Below are 15,507 nucleotides of genomic sequence, written 5' to 3'. Positions count from 1 at the left end.
AGGCTGGTAGTATAAAGAATAGACTATTTTAGTTACATCATACATTAAATCTTATTTGATAAACCTGTCTGACATCGTGCCTGCCTGATCGGGTTTGGCAGCGAAAAGGGTGGCCAAAAGTGAAAAGCTGGAGATGCATTATAGCTGTTTAAAAATCAGTAGCTTGCGCTATTTATAACGTCCTGAACCTATGAGGCGCTACCTGCCATAAAACCCGAAGGGCGCGCGCGCTTTGTTACGGAAACATCGATCAGGCGCTCGCCGGCGGCTGGAGCTGATAAACCCAGGCGGTCAGCTGCTGGTTTTTCTCCGTCTGCACGCGAACTTTTACGCGATCATAGCCATCTTCGAAGGCGTCCAGCATCGGCCAGTGGGCTTCCAGCTGGTCGGAGATAAAGAGGTAACCCGGCACGTCCGGGCCGTTTTCGTCCAGGATGATGCCGGGAAAGTCAGCCGCCGCGCCCCAGCCACGCGGGTAATAAGTGCCATTCACCGAACCGGCCAGCCATTCGCCGCCAATCTTTTCCAGGATATGGGCGTTCTCGCGGCCCGGACAGAGCGTGCCATAGACAAATAAGCGCTTCATTTTCTCTCATCAAGCAAACCGTCAGAGCCAGCAACTTTAGCGTGCCTGAAATCGGATGTCATGCAGCGGCCATAATTTTCCGGTGTGGTCAGATAACGGGGCCAGAAAATGGCGCGTCCTGATAAATTCCGGGGCCAGCGGGCCACACAACAGCCTCAGAATTCACGTAGCGTTGCCATTTTTCGGATGTACGCGGCAACATCCAGAGCAGGATCCGGCTTTGTCGCGGTCGGGCAGCGAACGGAACCGAAACTGGCGGACATAGAATCCGCAGCAGCAACGAGACGGATAAGGCGTGCGCGCAGGTCAGCGCCTCAGACTCAGCGTGGTAAAACCTGTGGGGCTGCATGACAGCGGATATCGGCAAAGACGCATAAGTGGGAAGACGTCAGCGCATTTTGTTGCTTCGTCCACGGAAAATACGGAAACCGAAATTGTGCGTGCAGCCGCGGAGAAGCGGAGGCCGTTACAGAATGCGCGTAGTGAATCAGTGCGTGCGGCACAGCAGACGTGGCTGCTGGCAAATATGTCAGAGCCGTGGCGGCTGACTGGCAGAGTGCGTAAAACAGAAAGTCAGAGGCTCAACAGATGAACCGGGATAAACTGAGAAGCCATCATCGAAAATGGGCCGGAGCGAGGATCGGATCGACAGTCAGGGTCAAAAGGCCGTTTTCATCGAAATTCAGGATTTCAGCGATGCCCGGACATCATAAGCATTAAAAGCGCATAATGTATATTATGTTAAATAAGGTATGCGGTACGCCATCGGGTAACGGGATTCTCCTGCTCTGCTGTTCCCTGCCGTGTCGTTCGCTCGCTTTCATCCTTTGAGCCGATAACGGCGTCGGCAGCCCTGACACTGAATTCACCCTCTCTGTAATCCGTTGCTGGCAATTAACGAACGCTGCCCGACCAATAGATAAAATCCCCGCGACAAACACCTGCGGGGATTTCAACTCAGATTTTTGCTGCGCGTCTTTTCCGTAACCAGAACGCGATCAGAATCAGCGCAACCACCGCTGCACCCATGCCGATACGCGCCAGGAGTTTCAGCGGCGACGTGTCACCGCCAGCGCGCAGCGCGCTGACTCTCTCCGGCGTGATTTGCACCTGACTGTGACCCATATCCTGCATCACGTAGTTGGTCACGGCCGCGATTTGCTCGTCGTCCAGTGAACCGGCAAACCCGATCATGCCCTGACCTTTTTCCGGCCAGACGCCATCCAGAATGGCCATCGCCACGTTATCCGCCACAGGCTTATTCAGCACGGGATGATTCTGCAGTGCCGGCAGCCCGTTCTGTCCCTGGCCCGATAAGTTATGGCAGGACGCGCAGTTATCCCGATAGATCTGTTCACCCTGGCTGATCGTCGCCAGCGTCGGCGGCAGATCGTCACCGGTGACCGGCCGCAATCCCCTGACGTCCGGGGTTTTCGGGATGACAGCGTCGGCGGGCAGCAGATATGTGGCGATCGCCTGACGATCCTCATCCGTCATGCGCGAGAAGCTTTTGTCGATCGCTTCCCGCATCGGGCCGCCTGCCGTGGCGCCGTTGGCCGCATGACCGGTCAACAGATACTCAGCCAGCATCTGCTGCGTCCAGTGTGGGTTCGCCTGCAGGGCCGGTGCCGTAATATCCGGCGCGTACCAGGTGCCGAGCGACGCTCCCTTCAGCAACTTATGCTGCTGTTCCGCCATCAGCAGATTGCGCGGCGTATGACAGGTGCTGCAGTGCGCCAGCCCCTGAACCAGATAGGCACCGCGGTTCCAGGCCGCACTCTGCGTGGGATCGGGCTGATAAACCTTATCACCGGCGAACAGCAGATCCCAGGCCGCCATACTGATGCGCAGATTAAACGGGAATGGCAGCGCCGTCTGCGGCGGCCGCTCATCCACCGGTTTTACGCCCTGCATAAAGTAGGCGTAGAGCGCCAGGATATCCTCATCGTTAAGCCTGGCGTAGGCGGTGTAAGGCATCGCGGGATAGAGACGGCTGCCGTCGGCCCGAATCCCTTTCCGCAGCGCCGCCGCGAACTCTGCTTCCGTATAATGACCAATACCGGCCTGTTTCGACGGCGTGATATTGGTGCTGAAGATGGTGCCGAGCGGGCTGACAATGGCGTGACCGCCGCTGAAAGGCGCTTTGCCCTCCTCTGTATGGCAGGCGCCGCAGTCGCCCGCTATCGCCAGATACTCACCGCGCCGGATCAACTCACTCTGATCGGCCGACTGCGCCTGGGCCGGGGCGACCAGTAAGGTGCCTGCGGTCAGTAAAGCGTGCCAGAACTTAACCATGTTGCGTCTCCTGCAGGATTTTGTCTGCCGTGCGCAGCGCCAGTGCCATCGCCGTCAGCGTGACATTGCAGGTGCCGACCGTCGGCATCACGCCGGTGCCGACCATAAACAGATTCTGATGGTCGTGCGCCCGCCCCCATTCATCGGTCACGCTGGTCGCCGGGTCCCGGCCCATCGAGAGCGTGCCGGTAATATGCTGACGGTTGGAGAATTTGCCGCTCTTGCTGTGCCGGATATTGGTCGCACCCAGCCGTTTCGCGATAGCGTCGTAACACTCCCGCGTTCTGGCCGTGCCTCTGACCACGTAATCATCGATATTCCAGTAAAGCGACGGCGTCGGCAGACCCAGCGCATCTTTATTGCCGCTCAGGGTGACGCGGTTATCGGGATCGGGTAACTGCTCCAGCGCATTTTTAATGCTGAGACGCCGGGCGGCGCGGAAGCGGATTTCATCCTGCAGTTTTTTACCGAAGTAGCCCTCTGCCAGTACCTCCTTAGTTACCGCAGCGACCTGCGACGCGTTAGAGATATCGATGCGGAACGGCGAGTGCTCGCGCCGGAAATCGCCATCGCGGAACTGGCCTATCGAGCACGGGCTGACCGGCCCACGGCCCGGCCAGATCTCCTCATCCACATCGAAAGTGACGCTTATCGCCGGGTGATCGCAGAGGTTGCGGCCCACGTTGTCACGGGCGTTGGCGATACCCTGCGGGAATGTGTCGCTGGCGGACATCAGCAGCAGCTTCGGGGTTTCGATCGCGTTGGCGGCCAGCACAAAGGTCTCTGCCGTCACCCGATGGCTGACTTTGTTCCAGTCGTAATAGCGGGCAGCCGTGATCCGCCCCTGCGCATCATGCTCCAGCTGATAAACCACGGCTTCGGTGATGACCTGCACCCCGCTGTTTTCAGCCTGCTGAGCCGCAAGTCCGCCGTGATACTGGGCGTCGATCGGACAAACCGGCATACAATTATTGTTGCCGCAGCAGGCGGGACGGCCGTCGAAGCTTCGGCTGTTTCGCCCGGTGCAGTCATCCAGCACCGTAAATTCGGGGGCCAGACGCGCCGTCACCCGCTGCTGCAGCCAGGAAGCCGGAACGCGCTCCATCGGAAACGGCTTGCTGCGGGGCGAACCGTTGTCCGGTGAGCCGCCCACACCCGCGATCGCCTCGGCCTGGTAGTAGTACTCTTCCAGATCCTGATAGCCGATCGGCCAGTCTTTGCCGACGCCATACAGGCTGTGCTGACGGAAATCGTTGGGCACGAAGCGCCAGAGCTGCGCCGCCCAGTGCCAGCTTGTGCCACCAAAGATGCGGATATATTGCGCGGCAAACGGATGCGGGCCCGCCTGATGCAGATAATCATTGGGCACTGGCGTGTAACGTGGCTGCGGGGCCAGCGGTGAAAACGGATACGGCGACATAAAGTCCGACTTGAACGCGGAGGCGCGAAACCGTTCAACCAGCTCGTCGCGGCCGACTCTGGGGCCGGACTCCAGTAACAGTACGCGCTTACCGGCTTTAGCCAGTCGCGTGGCCAGCAGCGAACCGTTGACGCCCGCGCCAATCACGACCACGTCGGGAGAAGTTTGTTTATTCATGGATGGCAGAACTCTCTTCGTCAGGGCTGTTTCGCCCAGCTTCCTACAGGACCGTATGCAAAACCGGGCGGTACAACTTTGTCACTGACCAGCTGGCTGGAAAGCGTGTTCACATAGGTGACATACAGGGCAGCCTTGCCCTTGCCGACAACGCCGGTGTACCAGCCGCTGAGAATGGCCTTCGCCAGCGATTCGCTGGCGGCATCTTCAGGTGCAAACGTCAGGCGATCCTGCTGCAGCAGGCCGGGCTGATTCTGCAGCAGCGCGTTCAGCGTCATGAGATCGCGGGCAATGTCATTGTAAGTCTGGGTCAGCGCCAGCATCAGCGCATGTGCCAGGGCCGGGCTGAGATCGTTCTGCTGGGTCAGCAGTCGGGAGACATGGATGAAATCATCCAGTCCGGTTAGCGGTGCCTGGGGCTGGGCCGCACTGAGCCGTGGCAGTGGCAGCAGATGACCGGAGGCCGTTGCGACAGCGACCAGCCCGATCATCTTCAGCGCGCGACGGCGGGAATAGTGATTCATAGTGTTGTCCAGTCAATCGTCGCTCGCGCTTCTGCGAGCAACAAAGTCAATCGAATGCGCCTGCGGCTGCCAGCAATAAAAGAACAAGCCCTGTCGGTTATATAAAGCCGCGACAGAGAGACAATGCTGGCTGATTATTTAATTGCGCACCGTTATTGAATTAAAACGATCTTCACTCTGCGCGCGGCGAGTATATTAAATCGTTCTTAAACAGCAGCTATACCGTCCCGCAGCGTTGCCAACCCCCTCTTCTTTCCCCCGTCAGCCGGGGGGCGGGACGTTTGTTCAGCGCCGTACGGTGTTATTCCGGGTATCAGGAGATTATTGGTCCGCTTTACTGCGTGGCGTAAAAACAGAGGCTGAAATAAGTGGAAAAATGGAATGGTTATTCACCGGAAATAGCACGAAAACGTTATTAACGTCAGTTCTGACGAAAGATGGCTTTATTTCATTGCGAGTCAATCAGTCATGCATTCGGACGGCCGGTGGGGATTAAATGAGGATGCCGGAAGGCAGCGACTCTTCCTTCCGGCCGGGTTCACTGACAGCGATGCCGCCGCCCCGCGATGAGGGTTAGCGGGCCTGACCCTGCGCCTTATTCAGCGCATCCTGCAGCATCGATTCCGTCGCGCCGCCCTGAAAGACCGTGACATTTTCTGCGGTTGCGCCCGAGACAGGCATCACGACGATGCCCGGCGTGCCCTGAAAACCGAGATTTTTCGCCAGCTCATCCGTACCGGACAACGTCTCCAGCATCGCCTGACTCCTGGCTTTGATTTTCGCCGCCCCGGCGACGGATGCCGCTCTGGCAATGTCCTTCTGCGTCAGTGCGCCCTCGATATGGCCGGTAGTAAAAAGCGCATCATGGTATTTCAGATAGGCATCGGCCCCCTTCTGTTGCCAGATAGTCAGGCCCGTTTCGGCTGCCTGAAAAGAGGGTTTCCAGCGGTAGCCAAAGATGGGCCACTCTTTGAAAATAAACCGGATCTGTGGATGACTTTTCATCAGCGACTGAATAATCGGTGCCTGACGGGCGCAGACGCTGCACTGATAATCAAAAAATTCAATTACCGCAACGCTGGCGTCTGCGGGGCCGATGGCCGGGATAGTCTGGTCGTTCAGCAGCGCGTTCTGATGCCGGATGGCGGCAGCGGTCATCGCCTTTATCTGATTGTCGTACTGCATTTTTTGCAGCTTCTGATCTATTTCGATTAGCAGTTGCGGATGCTGAAGCAGATAAGCTTTTGCCACCTCGCCAATACGCGCTTCCTGCGCAGGCGTAAAGGGTGCTGCGGTAACCGATGGCGTCGGGGCGCTGGCTGAGGGAGTATCAGCGTCAGCGGTGGCCGGCGGCGTTTCGGGTTTTTCTGTGGCAGAGGACGCCACCGCCGCCGGCGCAGCCGAGTCTGACGCCCTGCTCTCCGTTTGTGACGGGAGAGCCGCAGCGTCCGCGGCTTTCTGCGGTGCGGAGCCGGATGATTGGGTAGCAGCAATACCGGATGCCTCTGCGTTCTGCACAGCAGGCGCCACGCCGTTGCCGGAAGGCGGCGCGGCCGTTACCGATGTGGAGATAACCGGCGTCGTCTCCGGAGATGGCGAAGAGGATTGTGCCGCCGGAGCGGCGGTAACGACAGGCACATCAGCCGGGTGTGATGCCGTCTGACGCTGCGCCCCGCTATCCGGCGATGAAATCGCGGCAGGGCCGCTCTGCGTAACGGTCTGTGCCGCTGGATCGCCCGCCTGCTCTGCTGCCACAGCGCCGGTCGCGCCAGCCAGTAACATCATGGTCAGCGCCAGTTTATTCATTCTCATGCTTGTCGTCCTGAAGAGTGAGTTGTTTGCGTGACAGGGCCAGCCGCGCCTGCCCGTCTGCCTGCCTTAACGATCTGGTAGCCTCAGCAGGAAAAGAGCCGCTGCGCTGGCGTAGCCGTGCGGGTTGACTATATTCATCAGTCCGGTTCGTAACTTGTTGACGTAAATCATATAAATCAGTGTTAACATCTGGCCGCCCCGCTTTTTCTGGCACTATTGAGCGGCGGTTTACTTCATTGAATAGCCTTTACCGCACTATGCCGGATTAAGCGTAAAGGAAGGCTTCATGTATGATGTAACTAAAATACCTGTCGCCTTCATTTCTCAGAAATTTCACATTTCCCGCCAATAAATGTCGCTTTGCCGTCAGCGATCATACCCTTTCCTCACAGTCACCCAACGAGTCAATAAAGGAAACATTGATGAAAACGTCATATGCTCTGATTGCTACACTACTGATGACCTCTGCTGCATCAGCTATCGCAGCGCAGCCTGCCACCGCTAAAAATCCCCTGAGCGTCCACGTTCTGAACCTGCAGACCGGCCAGCCTACGGCGGGAATCGAGGTCGAGCTGGATCAAAAGCAGCAGGATAACTGGGTGAAACTGGCTTCAGGCGTCACGGATAATAACGGTCGCATCAGCGCCCTCTTCCCGCAGGAAAAAATGGCCGCCGCAGGCAGCTACCGGGTCGTATTCAAAACCGGTGACTTCTACAAAAAGAGCAACCAGAAAACCTTCTTCCCGGAAATCCCGGTTGAGTTCAACATGGACGCCAGCGGTGAGCACTACCACATTCCGTTACTGCTGAGCCCCTTTGGTTACTCCACCTACCGCGGTAACTGATCCCGGAAAATCCGGCACTCCGGTGCCGGACTCACCCTCTCCTGCGACCTTCGCCGGAAAACAGGCCACCAGCCAGTCGATAAATACCCTCAGCCGCTGAGTGACATGCCGGTTTTGCGGATAGACCAGATGAAACGGATAGCCCGCCGGACGCCACGCCTGCAGGATCTCCACCATCCGGCCCTGCTGCAGAAACGGCATCAGGCAGTAACTGAACGTCTGAATAATCCCCAGCCCGGCCAGTCCGGCCGCCAGATGGCCATTACTCTCATTTACCCCAATGCGATGCGGCGTGACGATCTCCGTTTTTTCCCCCTGCCGTTCAAACCGAAACGGAAATGGCCTGCCGGTCTGTGGCGAAAGATAGCTCACCAGCCGGTGTCCGTTACGCAGCTCATCAGGATAAGCCGGGACGCCGTTCGCTTTCAGATAGGCAGGCGTTGCGCAGGTGACAAGCGTAGCCTGTCCAATCAGACGGGCAATCAGTGATGAATCGGCCAGAGGACCGCCCCGGATCACGCAGTCAACGTTTTCACTGATCATATCCACCGGCCGGTCAGATACACCGAGGTCCAGAGTAATATCAGGATATCGGGCAAAGAAATCGGGCAGCAGCGGGATCAGCACATCTCTGGCCGTCGATCCTCCGACATCGATGCGCAGATGCCCTCGCGGCTTCTGACGAAGGGCATTAAAACAGGCATCGATATCTTCCAGGTCATGCAGAATGCGCGGGGCTTTTTCGTAATATTCATGCCCTTCTGCCGTCACGGTGACGCGCCGGGTGGTGCGCTGCAGCAGCCGTACTGAGAGATGCGCTTCCAGCTCCTGCACCAGCTTACTCAGGGTCGCTTTAGGCATGTTCAGGGAATCCGCTGCACGGGTGAAACTGCCGCTCTCCACGACCCGCGAAAAAGCTTTAATTGCCAGTAACTGATCCATTCTTTCCCCTTTATTATCCATCCCCGTGAATAGTCATTTTCATTTTAGCGGATTTATCTGCTAATCCGGCTCCCATAGAGTGGCAATCAGACCGGCAGCGGCGCTGACCGGGAAACGTTACCTTATGAGCAGGAGAAAACCGATGAGCACATTACTCGCAGGAAAAGTGGCATTAGTGACAGGCGGCACCAGCGGAATCGGACTGGCAACAGCCAGCGAGCTGGCACAACAGGGCGCACAGGTATTTATTACCGGCCGCCGTCAGAGGGAGCTGGATAACGCCGTCATCCACCTGGGCAAAAACGTCACGGGAATTCGGGCCGATGCCGCTCAACTGCACGATCTTGATGAAGTGTATTCGCGTATCGCGGCACAGGCGGGACATCTGGATATTCTGTTTGCCAATGCCGGGGGCGGTGACATGCTGCCGCTGGGAGCGATTACCGAAGCGCATTTTGACCGTATCTTTGATACTAACGTGCGCGGAGTGCTGTTTACGGTTCAGAAAGCACTGCCGCTGCTGGTTGAAGGCGCCTCGGTGATCCTGACCGGATCTACTGCCGGCGTTCAGGGTACCGCCGCCTTTAGCGTCTACAGCGCCAGTAAAGCGGCAGTGCGTAATTTTGCCCGTTCATGGGCGCTGGATCTGAAAGATCGCGGTATCCGGGTCAACGTTGTCAGCCCTGGCCCCATCCGCACGCCGGGTCTGGGCGAACTGGTGAATGAAGAGCAGCGACAGGGATTGTTTGATGCGCTGTCAGCCCGGATCCCGCTTGGCCGCCTGGGGGAAGCGCAGGAGGTCGCTAAAACCGTGGCGTTCCTTGCGTCCGATACCGCCAGCTTTATTAATGCGACAGAGCTCTTTGTCGACGGCGGCATGGCGCAGATCTGACTGGCCTTTTTTGCTGCCCGTCGCCTCTGGCGGGCAGGTTCCGCCGTTTTCTGACGCAACCGCAGAAAGCGCACCGTCATAAAATGTCACGTTGCATTCCCCCCGACTCTGCCAATCCCCCGCTATAGTTATTGCCTGTCACGTCAGTCATAACACCATGGAGATAACATGAGCCAACTTTTTTCCACTGTCTCGCTGGGCGAACTTACGCTGGATAACCGCATCGTCATTGCGCCGATGTGCCAGTACTCCGCCGAAGCGGGTAATGCGACCGCCTGGCACCGGATCCATCTTGGCCAGCTCTCCTTTTCCGGCGCGGGCCTGATGATCATCGAAGCCACGGCCGTCGAGGACATTGGCCGCATCTCTCCCGGCGATCTCGGTCTGTGGAATGATGACAACGAGGCCGCGCTGAAGTCGGTGCTGGAAGATGTGCGTCGCTACTCCTCAATTCCGATCGGTATTCAGCTGGGTCATGCGGGACGCAAAGCATCCTGTGCGGTGCCGTGGGAAGGCGGTAAGCAGATTGCCCCGGATGCGGGCGGCTGGCAGACTATCGCGCCTTCGGCGCTGAGCTACAGCGCAGATGAGATCAAACCGGTTGCCATGAGCCGTGACGACCTGGCGCGGGTTACCCAGGCATTTGTTGATACCGCCCTGCGCGCCGTGCGTCTGGGCTTCCAGCTCATCGAGGTTCACGCCGCGCATGGCTATCTGCTGCATCAGTTCCTGTCGCCGCTGTCGAATCAGCGCAGTGATGAGTATGGCGGCTCGCTGGAGAACCGTATGCGCTTCCCGCTGGAAATCTTCAAAGCCGTACGTGACGCCGTTCCCGCTTCGGTGCCGGTGGGCGTGCGGATTTCTGCCACAGACTGGGTCGAGGGTGGCTGGGAGATTAACCAGTCGATCGCCTTCTCGCGTGAACTGGAAGCCCTGCAGTGCGCCTATATCCATGTCTCCAGCGGCGGCCTGTCGGAAGATCAGAAAATTGATGTCGGCCCGAATTATCAGGTGCCGTTTGCCCGGGATATTCGTGAGCAGGTGTCGGTTCCGGTGATCGCGGTGGGCCTGATCACCGAGCCACAGCAGGCTGAAGATGTGCTGCAACAGGGCGAAGCGGACCTGGTCGCCCTGGCGCGCGGTATTCTCTACGATCCGCGCTGGCCGTGGCACGCCGCCGCCGCGCTGGATGGCAAAGTTCAGGTGCCGCCGCAGTATCTGCGTTCTGAACCGCACGATGTAAAAGGCATTCTGACGCAGGATCAGTAAGCCAGGACGGGCGGGCCGCCTGCATAGCGGTCTGCCCGGTAAAGCGAACTTATAAAATGCCTTTCAGACGCAGATGCTGCAGCAGCATAATGGTTTTGGCATCCACAATCTCCCCCTGATCGATCGCCTGTAACGCCTGGTCGAAATCCAGCTCCAGCACTTCGATATCTTCGCCCTCCTCCTCGATACCGCCGCCCTCGCCGCTGCGCTGCCTGTCATCATATTCAGCAATAAAGAAGTAGAGCTTTTCGGTGACGGAACCGGGGCTCATAAAGGCCTCAAACACTTTCTCTACCCGGGTGACGCGAAAACCGGTCTCCTCTTCCGCCTCAGCCACGATACGGGCCTCTGGTGAGGCGTTATCCAGCAGGCCGGCAGCCGCTTCAATCAGGAAACCGTTATGCCCGTTCAGAAAGACGGGAAAACGGAACTGGCGGGTCACGACCACGCGGCGGGTCTCACGGTTGTAAAGCAGGATCACTGCACCATTACCGCGATCGTAGGCTTCGCGGCTCTGCTCCTGCCAGCGACCATCGCGGCGCAGCAGCGAGAAGGTATATTTCTTCAGGGTATACCAGTTATCGGACAGTAACTGCTCATGGATAAGGCGCACACGGGACGCGTTCGGCTGCATGGTATTCTCCGGGATAAGTAGACAGCCTTCACGCTATCATGCAGAATCGTGCAAACTCAAGAAAAAACATGCAGGCCCGTTTTATGCTCTCCAGCCAACGTAAACAGACCATTCTCGCCCTGCTCGCGCAGGAAAAACAGGTGCAGTCGCGCGATCTCAGTCAGCGATTCGGCCTTTCCGAGGACACCATCCGCCGCGATCTGCGTGAACTGGCAGCCGAAGGATTGCTGCAGCGGGTTTACGGCGGCGCACTGCCGGTCTCTGCCGCACTGGGCACCTTCGAAACACGCAAAAGCGTGCAGACCGCCTCGAAGCGGGTTATCGCGCAGAAGGCGGTGACGCTGATTCAGCCCGGGCAGATTGTGCTGATCGATGGCGGCACCACCAGCGCAGAACTGGTGCAGCAGTTGCCCGATACGCTGAGCTTTACGGCCGTCACCCACAGCCCCAGCGTGGCGCTGGCGTTAGCTGAACATCCACAGGTGGAGATTATCCTGCTGGGCGGCCAGCTCTACCGCCACTCGGTTGTCACAGTGGGCGCCGCGATGCTGGAGTCACTCAGCCGCATCAACGCCGATCTCTTTTTTATGGGCGTGACCGGGGTACATCCGGCGGCGGGCCTGACGACAGGTAATTTCGAGGAGGCAACGGTCAAGCGGGCCCTGGCAGGCCGCGCTGCAGAGACCGTAGTGCTGGCATCGGCGGAGAAGCTTAACGCCGCCTCCGCGTTTGCCATTGGCGATCTGTCGCTGGCGAGTATGCTGGTTACTGAGACCGCGCCGGATGAGGCGCTGGATCGGGCATTGCATCAGCAGGGGGTGACGATCATCTGAGATCGTAGCAGGCCTGCAGCGCCAGAAACGGTGCGGTGAGCGGACGCTGCGCAGCAGGAAACTGCTGTGCGACCGGCGTCATTGAGCTTTGTGCCAGTGCTACCGCAACGGCCCCCTGCTGATAAGCCTGCTCCGCCGCCGCGGCAAGCAGGGAGAAATAGCGGGTGATCTCCCCTGCCTTAAACGCGGTCCAGGCATCCTCCACCAGCACAACGTCGACCTGGCCGCCGGGCTGACAGAAGAGCGTCCGTGTCGCCGCCAGGGTGGATTCGGCAGCGCAGAGCGCCACCGTGCGTCCTGCATGACGCTGCAGCGCGCTGGCCAGCATAGCGTCCGTGCGCATGACGCGATCCTGCGGGCAGAAATCCTCAGCGACCGGGCCCAGCGTTGAACAGGTAATCAGGATCGCATCAAACGACGGCAGCAGCGAGGCGATCAGCTGTGCGAGCCGGCGGCGCAACGGTGTCGTCATCCCGCCGCTGCGCTCCGCCTCCGCCAGCAGTTCAGGCATCACCCGATGACTGAGCGGCGTCGCGTTCTGCGCCAGGGTCGTTGCGGCGGCATCAAATATCGCGATATTACTGGCCGCTGTATGCAGGCAGAGAATGTTCAAAGTCTGCTCCGGTTTATCAGAGAGGTTGAGGGGGCCAGGCTGCGTGCTGGATCACGACACGATAACCGTCCTGATCACTGAATGTCACGCCCTGCCGATCCCAGTAAGGATTAAACGCAGGCACCCGCCGGAAGCCAGCCTCATCCATGCGGGCACAACGATCGCGCCACGCCGCGTGACAGGGAAGGTAGAGCACCAGCAGATCGTCCTCTGTAGGCGCAGGCAGAAGCGGATGGCCCGGACAATGGGGTAAATTCCAGATGCCAGCCCAGCCCGTCCGCCCCCAGCATAACACCGCTGAATCCCTGATGGCCGGTAAACCCGCCGATGTTCTGCAGTCCCAGCCCGTGACATCAGACACGGCTGCTGAGCGCCAGATCCGTCACCGGCCGGGCGATACGCAGATGCTGAATCGTCATGCTAACCCTCTTCGCTAAAAGAGAAATTTTTATCACACGCCGTTCCGCGCCCTGTGTCACCGGGTGCGGTAACGGCCGCCGCGCCGGCGCGCTTTTTTGCAAGCGGATGTGACTGTCATTCACCCGGCTATCAACATCGTGATCCCGCCGCAGCCGGGCTGCCGCTGCGTTCTGTACGCCCTGCCCGCACATCGGCTCCGGCGGTTTACCGCTCGTCACGCTAAACGCATTCCCGCCAGGGTCATCTACACTTTGCTGTATTCAAACGGCGATGCTCCTTGCATCGCCCGGCTACAGAAGGAAGAGACGATGACTGAACAAGCAACGCAGAATCACGCCTGGTTACTCGCTTCACGTCCTCAGGGTGAACCGACCAAAGAGAATTTCCGCTATGTGGCGCAGCCTGTGCCGGAAATCAAAGAGGGTGAAGTGCTGCTGAAGACCATTTACCTGTCACTGGACCCCTATATGCGTGGCCGGATGGATGAGGGTAAATCCTACGCTGCGCCCGCCGAGCTGGATCAGCCAATGGTCGGCGGCACCGTCTGTCAGGTCGCGGCCTCTAAGCACAGCGACTTTAAGACCGGAGACTGGGTGCTGTCACAGAGCGGCTGGCAGGAGTATGCCGTCTCCGATGGCAAAGAGATCGCGAAGCTGGGCAACGATCTGCCCCACCCCTCCTGGGCGCTGGGTATTCTGGGAATGCCAGGCTTTACCGCCTATATGGGCCTGATGGATATCGGTCAGCCTCAGGCCGGTGAAACCCTGGTCGTGGCCGCCGCAACCGGCCCGGTCGGTGCTACGGTCGGTCAGCTGGGTAAACAGAAAGGTTGTCGCGTCGTCGGTGTGGCGGGCGGTGAAGAGAAATGCCGTTATGCGGTCGATACGCTGGGCTTTGATGCCTGTATTGACCACCACAGCGCCGATTTCGAAGAGCAGCTGAAAAATGCCTGCCCGGATGGTATCGATATCTACTTCGAAAACGTGGGCGGCAAAGTGTTTGACGCGGTGTTCCCGCTGCTTAACACCGCTGCGCGTGTACCGGTCTGCGGGCTGGTCTCCGCTTACAGCCAGCGTGAGCTGCCGGAAGGCCCGGACAGAACGTCACTGATCATGGCGGGTATTCTGAAGCGTCGTATCCGTATGCAGGGCTTTATCATCTTCCAGGATTACGGCGACCGCTATCCTGAGTTCCTGAAGGCGATGACGCCGCTGGTGGAGAGCAAAAAAATCCACTATCGCGAGCACATGATCGAAGGCTTAGAGAATGCGCCGCAGGCGTTTATCGATATGCTGAATGGCAAAAACTTCGGTAAAACCGTGGTGAATGTCGGCGCCTGATAAGAGGAGCGTGCCGCGTCGGTGACGTGGCACGCTCGCGCCTTTACTGCAGCGGCCGGGAGACGTGATCGGCAGCCGCACGATTCGCGTCACTGACCGCCTCCGCCAGCGTTGCGCCACGGCTCAGGCGCTGGCACAACACTCCGACAAAACAGTCCCCCGCGCCGTGAGTACTGACCAGCGTGACCTTCTCTGCCGCCAGCGTCCGCGTCTCTCCTGATTCACTGTACGCCACCCCATGTTCGCCGGCGGTGACCACCACGCGGGCAAACCGGCTGGCCAGCGCGTCCGCCGCCGCATACGCCGACGTCAGATCCTGTACGCTAACCCCGCACATGTCGCGCGCCTCAATGGCGTTCACCACCAGCAGATCGATGCAGGCTGCAAAGTCCGCCGACAGTGCACGAGCGGGCGCGGCATTCACGCAGACGATAATCCCCCGCTGCCGGGCGGCCCTGGCGGCGCAGAGATTGACCGCCTCCGGCACCTCATTCTGCAGCACCAGCAGCGAAACGTCCTGCCAGAAGTCGGGCTGCGCAAAGGTGGTCAGCGGGATCTGCTGATTGGCATTGGAAACCACTACCGCGCCGTAATCCCCTTCGGCGTCGGTAATGGCGACGCTCATCCCGGAGGGCGATGCGGGGATGACGCTGACCGCCGTGATCTCCACGCCCGCCTGCTGCAGATGATCCCGCAGGAACTGCCCCTGCGCGTCATCACCCACGGCACCGGCGAAACGGACCGAAGCCCCCGCGTGCGCGGCAGCGACCGCCTGATTACCGCCCTTGCCGCCAGACTTATAGCGACAGGCGCTGCCCATCACCGTTTCGCCTTTTTCAGGGCGATGAGGCGCATCCAGCATAATGTCGTAATGAAGACTGCCGGTGACTGCAATTTTGCTCATA

General features: G+C 59.0%; 14 protein-coding genes and 1 pseudogene. 5 read left to right on the top strand and 10 right to left on the bottom strand.

What is annotated here, in order from left to right:
- Nucleotides 1-250: 250 nt before the first annotated feature.
- From AB1748_RS11020 to AB1748_RS11000, 5 genes are all read right to left on the bottom strand, one after another.
- Nucleotides 251-586: a gamma-glutamylcyclotransferase family protein gene (locus tag AB1748_RS11020; protein WP_111140501.1), complete on the bottom strand. Its 336-nt coding sequence runs from the start codon at nucleotides 584-586 to the stop codon at nucleotides 251-253.
- Between the two features lie 957 nt (nucleotides 587-1,543).
- Nucleotides 1,544-2,881: a cytochrome c gene (locus AB1748_RS11015; protein ID WP_367395490.1), complete on the bottom strand. Its 1,338-nt coding sequence runs from the start codon at nucleotides 2,879-2,881 to the stop codon at nucleotides 1,544-1,546.
- Entirely contained in the window at nucleotides 2,874-4,478 is a 1,605-nt protein-coding gene (locus tag AB1748_RS11010) for a GMC family oxidoreductase (protein ID WP_111140499.1), read from the bottom strand. The genes AB1748_RS11015 and AB1748_RS11010 overlap by 8 nt, the downstream gene beginning before the upstream one ends.
- A gap of 20 nt (nucleotides 4,479-4,498) precedes the next feature.
- The gene (locus AB1748_RS11005; RefSeq protein ID WP_111140498.1) at nucleotides 4,499-5,002 is read right to left on the bottom strand and encodes a sugar dehydrogenase complex small subunit; all 504 of its coding nucleotides are present in this window, start codon (nucleotides 5,000-5,002) and stop codon (nucleotides 4,499-4,501) included.
- A 573-nt stretch (nucleotides 5,003-5,575) separates the two neighbouring features.
- Complete coding sequence (locus tag AB1748_RS11000) at nucleotides 5,576-6,814, bottom strand: thioredoxin domain-containing protein (RefSeq protein ID WP_367395489.1); 1,239 nt, start codon at nucleotides 6,812-6,814, stop codon at nucleotides 5,576-5,578.
- A 422-nt stretch (nucleotides 6,815-7,236) separates the two neighbouring features.
- Here AB1748_RS11000 and uraH point away from each other — a divergent pair, with 422 nt between their 5' ends.
- Entirely contained in the window at nucleotides 7,237-7,659 is a 423-nt protein-coding gene (gene uraH / locus AB1748_RS10995) for a hydroxyisourate hydrolase (RefSeq protein WP_111140378.1), read from the top strand.
- Here the strand turns inward: uraH and AB1748_RS10990 are convergent.
- Nucleotides 7,615-8,601 (bottom strand): LysR family transcriptional regulator, encoded by a 987-nt coding sequence (locus tag AB1748_RS10990; protein WP_367395488.1) that lies wholly within the window; start codon nucleotides 8,599-8,601, stop codon nucleotides 7,615-7,617. The genes uraH and AB1748_RS10990 overlap by 45 nt on opposite strands.
- A 142-nt stretch (nucleotides 8,602-8,743) precedes the next feature.
- Here AB1748_RS10990 and AB1748_RS10985 point away from each other — a divergent pair, with 142 nt between their 5' ends.
- The gene (locus AB1748_RS10985; RefSeq protein WP_293770029.1) at nucleotides 8,744-9,493 is read left to right on the top strand and encodes an SDR family oxidoreductase; all 750 of its coding nucleotides are present in this window, start codon (nucleotides 8,744-8,746) and stop codon (nucleotides 9,491-9,493) included.
- Nucleotides 9,494-9,661: 168 nt separating this feature from the next.
- Nucleotides 9,662-10,762, top strand: a complete 1,101-nt coding sequence (locus AB1748_RS10980; protein WP_367395487.1) for an NADH:flavin oxidoreductase/NADH oxidase — start codon at nucleotides 9,662-9,664, stop codon at nucleotides 10,760-10,762.
- A gap of 49 nt (nucleotides 10,763-10,811) precedes the next feature.
- Here AB1748_RS10980 and AB1748_RS10975 read toward each other — a convergent pair whose 3' ends face one another.
- Nucleotides 10,812-11,396, bottom strand: a complete 585-nt coding sequence (locus AB1748_RS10975; RefSeq protein ID WP_111140374.1) for an NUDIX domain-containing protein — start codon at nucleotides 11,394-11,396, stop codon at nucleotides 10,812-10,814.
- An 83-nt stretch (nucleotides 11,397-11,479) separates the two neighbouring features.
- Here AB1748_RS10975 and AB1748_RS10970 point away from each other — a divergent pair, with 83 nt between their 5' ends.
- The gene (locus tag AB1748_RS10970) at nucleotides 11,480-12,229 is read left to right on the top strand and encodes a DeoR/GlpR family DNA-binding transcription regulator (protein WP_367396343.1); all 750 of its coding nucleotides are present in this window, start codon (nucleotides 11,480-11,482) and stop codon (nucleotides 12,227-12,229) included.
- On the opposite strand, the gene AB1748_RS10965 is transcribed toward AB1748_RS10970, so the two are convergent.
- Nucleotides 12,222-12,740 (bottom strand): glutamate racemase, encoded by a 519-nt coding sequence (locus AB1748_RS10965; RefSeq protein WP_111140381.1) that lies wholly within the window; start codon nucleotides 12,738-12,740, stop codon nucleotides 12,222-12,224. The two genes, AB1748_RS10970 and AB1748_RS10965, sit on opposite strands and share 8 nt — an antisense overlap.
- A 118-nt stretch (nucleotides 12,741-12,858) precedes the next feature.
- Nucleotides 12,859-13,186: pseudogene (locus tag AB1748_RS10960) on the bottom strand (VOC family protein).
- 384 nt (nucleotides 13,187-13,570) lie between these two features.
- On the opposite strand from AB1748_RS10960, the gene AB1748_RS10955 reads away from it, so the two are divergent.
- Complete coding sequence (locus AB1748_RS10955; RefSeq protein WP_111140373.1) at nucleotides 13,571-14,602, top strand: NADP-dependent oxidoreductase; 1,032 nt, start codon at nucleotides 13,571-13,573, stop codon at nucleotides 14,600-14,602.
- A 43-nt stretch (nucleotides 14,603-14,645) separates the two neighbouring features.
- Here AB1748_RS10955 and AB1748_RS10950 read toward each other — a convergent pair whose 3' ends face one another.
- Nucleotides 14,646-15,506 (bottom strand): PfkB family carbohydrate kinase, encoded by an 861-nt coding sequence (locus AB1748_RS10950; RefSeq protein ID WP_111140372.1) that lies wholly within the window; start codon nucleotides 15,504-15,506, stop codon nucleotides 14,646-14,648.
- Nucleotide 15,507 lies beyond the last annotated feature (1 nt).

Origin of the sequence: Pantoea sp. Ep11b (genome assembly GCF_040783975.1) — a bacterium.
Classification (GTDB): Bacteria; Pseudomonadota; Gammaproteobacteria; order Enterobacterales; family Enterobacteriaceae; genus Pantoea.
Note: the sequence above shows the minus strand (reverse complement) of the source record. Positions and strands in the feature narration are given on the sequence as shown.